This is a genomic window from Acidocella sp., assembly GCF_028687955.1.
Lineage (GTDB): Bacteria > Pseudomonadota > Alphaproteobacteria > Acetobacterales > Acetobacteraceae > Acidocella.
Map to the genome: position 1 here is coordinate 1 of NZ_JAQTZC010000105.1, position 4,772 is coordinate 4,772.

General features: G+C 64.8%; 7 protein-coding genes. 2 read left to right on the forward strand and 5 right to left on the reverse strand.

Annotated features, from left to right (window positions below):
• Positions 1–4: 4 nt before the first annotated feature.
• Complete coding sequence (gloB, locus tag PHE40_RS10555; RefSeq protein WP_299961546.1) at positions 5–730, reverse strand: hydroxyacylglutathione hydrolase; 726 nt, start codon at positions 728–730, stop codon at positions 5–7.
• A gap of 40 nt (positions 731–770) precedes the next feature.
• On the opposite strand from gloB, the gene PHE40_RS10560 reads away from it, so the two are divergent.
• Entirely contained in the window at positions 771–1,484 is a 714-nt protein-coding gene (locus PHE40_RS10560; RefSeq protein ID WP_299961549.1) for a class I SAM-dependent methyltransferase, read from the forward strand.
• 99 nt (positions 1,485–1,583) lie between these two features.
• Here the strand turns inward: PHE40_RS10560 and PHE40_RS10565 are convergent, their stop codons facing one another.
• The 4 genes from PHE40_RS10565 to PHE40_RS10580 are packed head-to-tail and all read right to left on the reverse strand — an operon-like array spanning position 1,584 to position 4,333.
• Positions 1,584–1,790, reverse strand: a complete 207-nt coding sequence (locus PHE40_RS10565) for a hypothetical protein (protein ID WP_299961550.1) — start codon at positions 1,788–1,790, stop codon at positions 1,584–1,586.
• Positions 1,791–1,836: 46 nt separating this feature from the next.
• Positions 1,837–2,601, reverse strand: coding sequence for an ABC transporter permease (locus tag PHE40_RS10570; RefSeq protein ID WP_299961552.1), 765 nt, complete (start codon positions 2,599–2,601; stop codon positions 1,837–1,839).
• Positions 2,598–3,338 (reverse strand): ABC transporter ATP-binding protein, encoded by a 741-nt coding sequence (locus PHE40_RS10575; protein ID WP_299961554.1) that lies wholly within the window; start codon positions 3,336–3,338, stop codon positions 2,598–2,600. Before PHE40_RS10575 ends, PHE40_RS10570 begins: the two co-directional genes overlap by 4 nt.
• Entirely contained in the window at positions 3,338–4,333 is a 996-nt protein-coding gene (locus PHE40_RS10580; RefSeq protein ID WP_299961556.1) for an ABC transporter substrate-binding protein, read from the reverse strand. The genes PHE40_RS10575 and PHE40_RS10580 overlap by 1 nt, the downstream gene beginning before the upstream one ends.
• A gap of 100 nt (positions 4,334–4,433) precedes the next feature.
• Between PHE40_RS10580 and PHE40_RS10585 the strand changes: the two genes are divergently transcribed.
• A complete protein-coding gene (locus tag PHE40_RS10585) occupies positions 4,434–4,769 on the forward strand; it encodes a DUF1491 family protein (RefSeq protein WP_299961558.1) in 336 nt (111 codons plus the stop codon).
• The last annotated feature ends 3 nt before the right edge of the window (positions 4,770–4,772 follow it).

Here is a 4,772-nt window from a genome sequence, read left to right on the forward strand (position 1 = left end):
GGTATTAGAACACATCCTTGGCGGCGCGCAGGCGGCCAAGACTGGCGGCATCGGCTGCGCGCAAAAACGGGTTGCACGCGCGCTCGCTTGCCAGCGTGACTGGAACGGTGGCCTGCCCAGCCGCGCGCAGCGCGTCCACCGCCGCCACGCGCGCGCGCAGGGCTGCGTTGTCCGGGTCTACCGCCAGCGCGAATTTGGCGTTGGACTGCGTGTATTCATGGCCGCAGCAGAGCAGCGTCTCGCCCGGCAGGGCTGCGAATTTTTGCAGCGAGGTGAACATATCCTCCGCCGTGCCCTCGAACAACCGGCCGCAGCCCAGGCTGAACAACGTGTCGCCCGAGAGCAGGATGCCGCCATCAGCGATGTAATAAGCGATGTGGCCAAGCGTGTGACCGGGAACGGCGATGACACGCAATTTCGCGGCGCCGAAATCCACGAGGCCGCCCTCGCGCACCGCGATATCAAGCTTCGGCAGCCGGTGCGAATCCGCCGCGTGGCCCACCACCACCGGATGATAGCGCGCTACCAGCGCCGGCACGCCATCAATATGGTCGCCGTGATGATGCGTGAGGAAAATATAATCCAGCCGCCCACCTGCCGCCTCCACCGCGGCAAGGGCCGGCTCGGCCGCCGCCGGATCAACAATCGCCACTTTGCCGCTATCTGACTCCCGCAGCAGCCAGGAATAATTATCTGTCAGCATGGGGATGCGCGTTGCCGTTACTGTCACCTGTGTCACTCCCTGGCGTTTGCGCGTATATATAGGGCCAATGGCGACCGATACGCGAGATGCGGCCGGATTTTATGCCACCGCGCTAGGACAAATGACGGCCGCCCTGCTGCGGCGGAAATTGCTTGCGCTATGGCCGGACTGCACCGGGATGTCCGTACTCGGGCTGGGCTACACCGGCCCCTACCTTCATTTGTGGCGCGAACAGGCGCGGCGCTGCATCGCGGTGTCGCCGCCGCAACTGGGGCTGGCTCCGTGGCCGGCCGGGCGGGCCAGCCTCGCATGCAGCGCGGAGGAGGATGCCTTGCCCTTCCCCGACCTGATGTTTGACCGGATCCTTCTGGTGCACGGGCTGGAGCAGGCCGGCAACGCGCGGCGCTGCCTGCGCGAGGTATGGCGGCTGCTGAAGGATGATGGGCAGCTGATTATCGTGGCGCCCAACCGGCGCGGGCTCTGGGCCTATGTGGAGACCACGCCGTTCGGCCATGGCCAGCCGTATTCCCAGCCGCAGATCACCCGGCTGCTACAAGGGCTGTTTTTCCGGGTCGAAGCCGCGGAAACCTGCTTGTTCGCCCCGCCGCTGAACTGGGGCCCCGCGCTGCGGACGTTTAATCTGTGTGAGCGCACGGGGCGTTTGCTGCCCCCTCAACTCGCCGGCTTAAATATAGTGGCGGCGAGCAAGGACCTGCACGGCCTTATCCCGGCGCGGCACCGGGCCGCGGGCCGCCGGGTGCTGGTGGATGCGGGCCGCTAGAGCGCGATCGTTTGAGGTTCGCTCAGCCGAGCGAGCCGAAAGCGTGAATCGCCCTCAGACAAATAACCAAAGCCTGATCACACTTAAACCGATCAGGTGCTAAAGCGGCTTGTGCGCCCTATCGAGCAGGCGGGTGAAAAGCCCCGGCTTTTTAACAGGCTTGGGTGCGGCTTTCTGCGCTTCGGCGGCGGCGGCGCGGGCTTTTTGCTTCAGCCATTCGTCGAGGGATTTTCCGGCCTTTCTGGCGCGTTCGGTTTCATAGGCCAGCTGGCCTTTGCTGAGGGTTTTGGGTGTCTCGGTGGTCATGTTGGTCTCCGGTTGGGGCGGAAGGTTGCAGAGTGGGCGGAAAAGTTCAAGCTGCGTTGCGTTTGCGGAGTAAAAATCGTTCCAGCAGCCCCAGCGCCGCGTAGATGATGATGCCGCTCACGCCCAGCAGCACGAGGGCTGCGAACATGCGGGGAATTTCCAGCCGGTAGCTGGCCTCGATGATGCGGTAGGCAAGGCCGGAGGCAAAGCCGCCGGAACCGGCGACGAACTCGGCCACCACAGCGCCCACCAGGGCCAGGGTACCGGAGATACGCAGGCCAGTGAGGAAGTTGGGCAACGCCGCGGGCAGGCGCAGCAGGAACAGCGTTTGCCAGCGCGTGGCGCCGTTGAGGTGGAAGAGGTCCAGCAGTTCCGGCGGCGTGGCGGCCAGCCCGGCGGCGGTGTTGGAGAGGATGGGAAAGAAGGCGACGATGGTGGCGCAGACCACCAGCGCCACAAATGGCTGGTTGACCCAGATGATGATCAACGGCGCGATGGCGACAACCGGGGTGACCTGCAGGATGACCGCCCAGGGTTGGATGGCGGCGCGGAACAGCGTGCTGGCGGCCATGGCGACGGCGAGGAACACGCCGAGCAGGGTGGCGGCGAGCAGGGCGGTGAAGGTGACGGTGAGGGTGGAGAGCAGCGCCGGGTTGAGGATCGCGTAGTCGCTCAGGTAGGCATTGAAGATGGCGATGGGGCCCGGCACCACATAGGACGGCACGGCCAGGGCCCACACGCTGCCCTGCCACAGCCCTAGCGCCAGCATGCCGAACACGAAGGGGGCGAGGCGCTCGCGCAGCTGGTTCATAAGGGCATCACCCGGCGGAAGGTTTCGGTTATGCGATGCACCAGGGCGATGTATTCGGGGCATTCGCGGCGGTTCGGCCCCTCGGGCACGCTGGCGCGGATATCGGCGGCGATGCGCCCCGGCCGGGGCGACATCACCAGGATGCGGCTGGCCAGAAACGACGCCTCATAGATCGAATGGGTGACGAAGACGATGGTTTTGCCGGTCTCGCGCCAGAGGTGGTGCAGGTCTTCCTGCAGGCGGTGGCGGGTGAATTCGTCCAGCGCGGCGAAGGGTTCGTCCATGAGCAGCAGCATGGGGTTGGAAACGAGGGCGCGGGCGATGGAGACGCGCATTTTCATGCCGCCGGAGAGCGCCTTTGGCCGCGCGCCGGCAAATTCCGCCAGCCCGACCCGCGCCAGCGTGGTCTCGATCAGCGGCGCCGTCTCTGCCCGGCTTTGCCCGCGCAAGCGCAGCGGCAGGTACACGTTCTCCGCCGCGGTGGCCCAGGGCAGCAGCGTTGCGTCCTGAAAGACGAAGCCCACATCGCCCGGCCCGGGTTTGTGGCCAGCATCCCAGGTGATCTGCCCGGCGCTTGGCGCCTCCAGCCCGGCCAGCAGCCGTAGCAGCGTGGATTTACCGCAGCCCGAGGGTCCAAGCAGCGCCACGAATTCCCCGGCTTGGATATCCGCGGTGATGTCCTCAAGCGCGCGGGTGCCGTTGGGAAACTGCTTGGCGAGCGCGCGCAGCGTGAACATTATTTCTTCAGGCCAAAACCGTGGTCGACAAATTGCAGGGTGTACCCGGCCTTGTAGTTCATCGATTTATCATACAGCCCGGCGGCCGCCATCTGGTTGAAGAAAGCCGCCCAGCGCGCATCCGTCATGGCGTAGATGCCAAGCGTTTTGGTGTCGCCCGAGTCGACGATGCCGCGCGCCTTGAGCTGGTCATAGCCGTATTGCATCAGGCCGGGGGTCATGTCCGGGTTGGCGGCGAGAATGGCTTTGAAGGCCGGGGCCGGGTTGCCGTAGAGGTAGGAATACCAGCCCTCGGCCGAAGCCTCGATGAAGCGTTGAACCAGGTCCGGGTCGGTTTGCACCAGCTTGTTGCTGGTGGCGATCAGGCTGGCGTAGCCGTCGAACCCGGAGTCGGAGAGCATCATCACCACGGGCCACTTGCCGGTTTTCTCGTGCACCAGATACGGCTCGGAGGTGACATATCCCTCCTGCACAGCGGTGGGGTTGGTGAAGAAGGGGGCCAGGCTGAAACCGTAGGGGCGCAGCTGCGAATCGGAATAGCCGTATTTGGCGCGCAGATAAATCCACCAGCTTGCCCGCGTGTCGGCGCTGACGGCGATGGGCTTGCCCTTCAGCGCGGCAAAATTATCCTCGCCCGCGCCGGTATGGGCCATCAGAATATCCGGGTCTTTCTGGAATCCGGCGGCGACGGCGACGAAGGGAATATGCTCCTGCGCGAAGTTGAGCGCCAGGAAGGCGTTGGAGGTGATATCAAATGTCAGCCGCCCGGCGACCAGAAGTTCCGCGTTGTTCACGCTCGGGCCGCCTTCCTCGATGGTCACGTCCAGCCCGTATTTTTTATAGATGCCGGTAGCCAGCGCCTGATAATAACCGCCGTATTCCGGTTCGGCGACCCAGTCGAGGCCGAAGGTCACTACGTCAGCGGCGGCATGGGCGGCGGGGGCAAGCGCCAGGCAGGCGGCGAGGGCGGCGGCGATCTGAACCGGACGGAACATGAGGCGTCTCCTTGGGGCTTGAGCAAAGGGCGGGGGCCGAGCAAAGTGGGGCGGGCAGGGTCGTATCAGTGCTGAAATGCCATTGGAATCAGGGATTAGCATGAGTGAGCCACGGATCAAGGCGGGAATCTGGGTGTCGGCCGCATTGCGGATCGGCAGTGCGGACAACAAGCCGGGAATGGTCGTCCGCAAGGGCGACCCTGATGCCGGCGGTGTGCTGGTGATTTTGCGCGGGCGGAGCGGCAACATGGTGCTCACGCAGTTCCGCGAGCCGGGCGGCGAGCTGGCCTGGATGCGCGGCACCGGGCCAAGCCCGGTGAACGAGGAAGCGACCGACGCCTATGTGAAAAAACAGGTATCCTACGACCCGGATTTATGGGTGCTTGAGTTCGACGCAGCGGATTATCTGCCGCCGTTCGAGGGCCGGCTGGTTTAGCCT

Coding starts and splice junctions, on each gene's coding strand:
- PHE40_RS10560 (WP_299961549.1), top strand. CDS start 771: ATGGCGACCGATACGCGAGATGCGGCCGGATTTTATGCCACCGCGCTA.
- PHE40_RS10565 (WP_299961550.1), bottom strand. CDS start 1,790: ATGACCACCGAGACACCCAAAACCCTCAGCAAAGGCCAGCTGGCCTAT.
- PHE40_RS10570 (WP_299961552.1), bottom strand. CDS start 2,601: ATGAACCAGCTGCGCGAGCGCCTCGCCCCCTTCGTGTTCGGCATGCTG.
- PHE40_RS10575 (WP_299961554.1), bottom strand. CDS start 3,338: ATGTTCACGCTGCGCGCGCTCGCCAAGCAGTTTCCCAACGGCACCCGC.
- PHE40_RS10580 (WP_299961556.1), bottom strand. CDS start 4,333: ATGTTCCGTCCGGTTCAGATCGCCGCCGCCCTCGCCGCCTGCCTGGCG.
- PHE40_RS10585 (WP_299961558.1), top strand. CDS start 4,434: ATGAGTGAGCCACGGATCAAGGCGGGAATCTGGGTGTCGGCCGCATTG.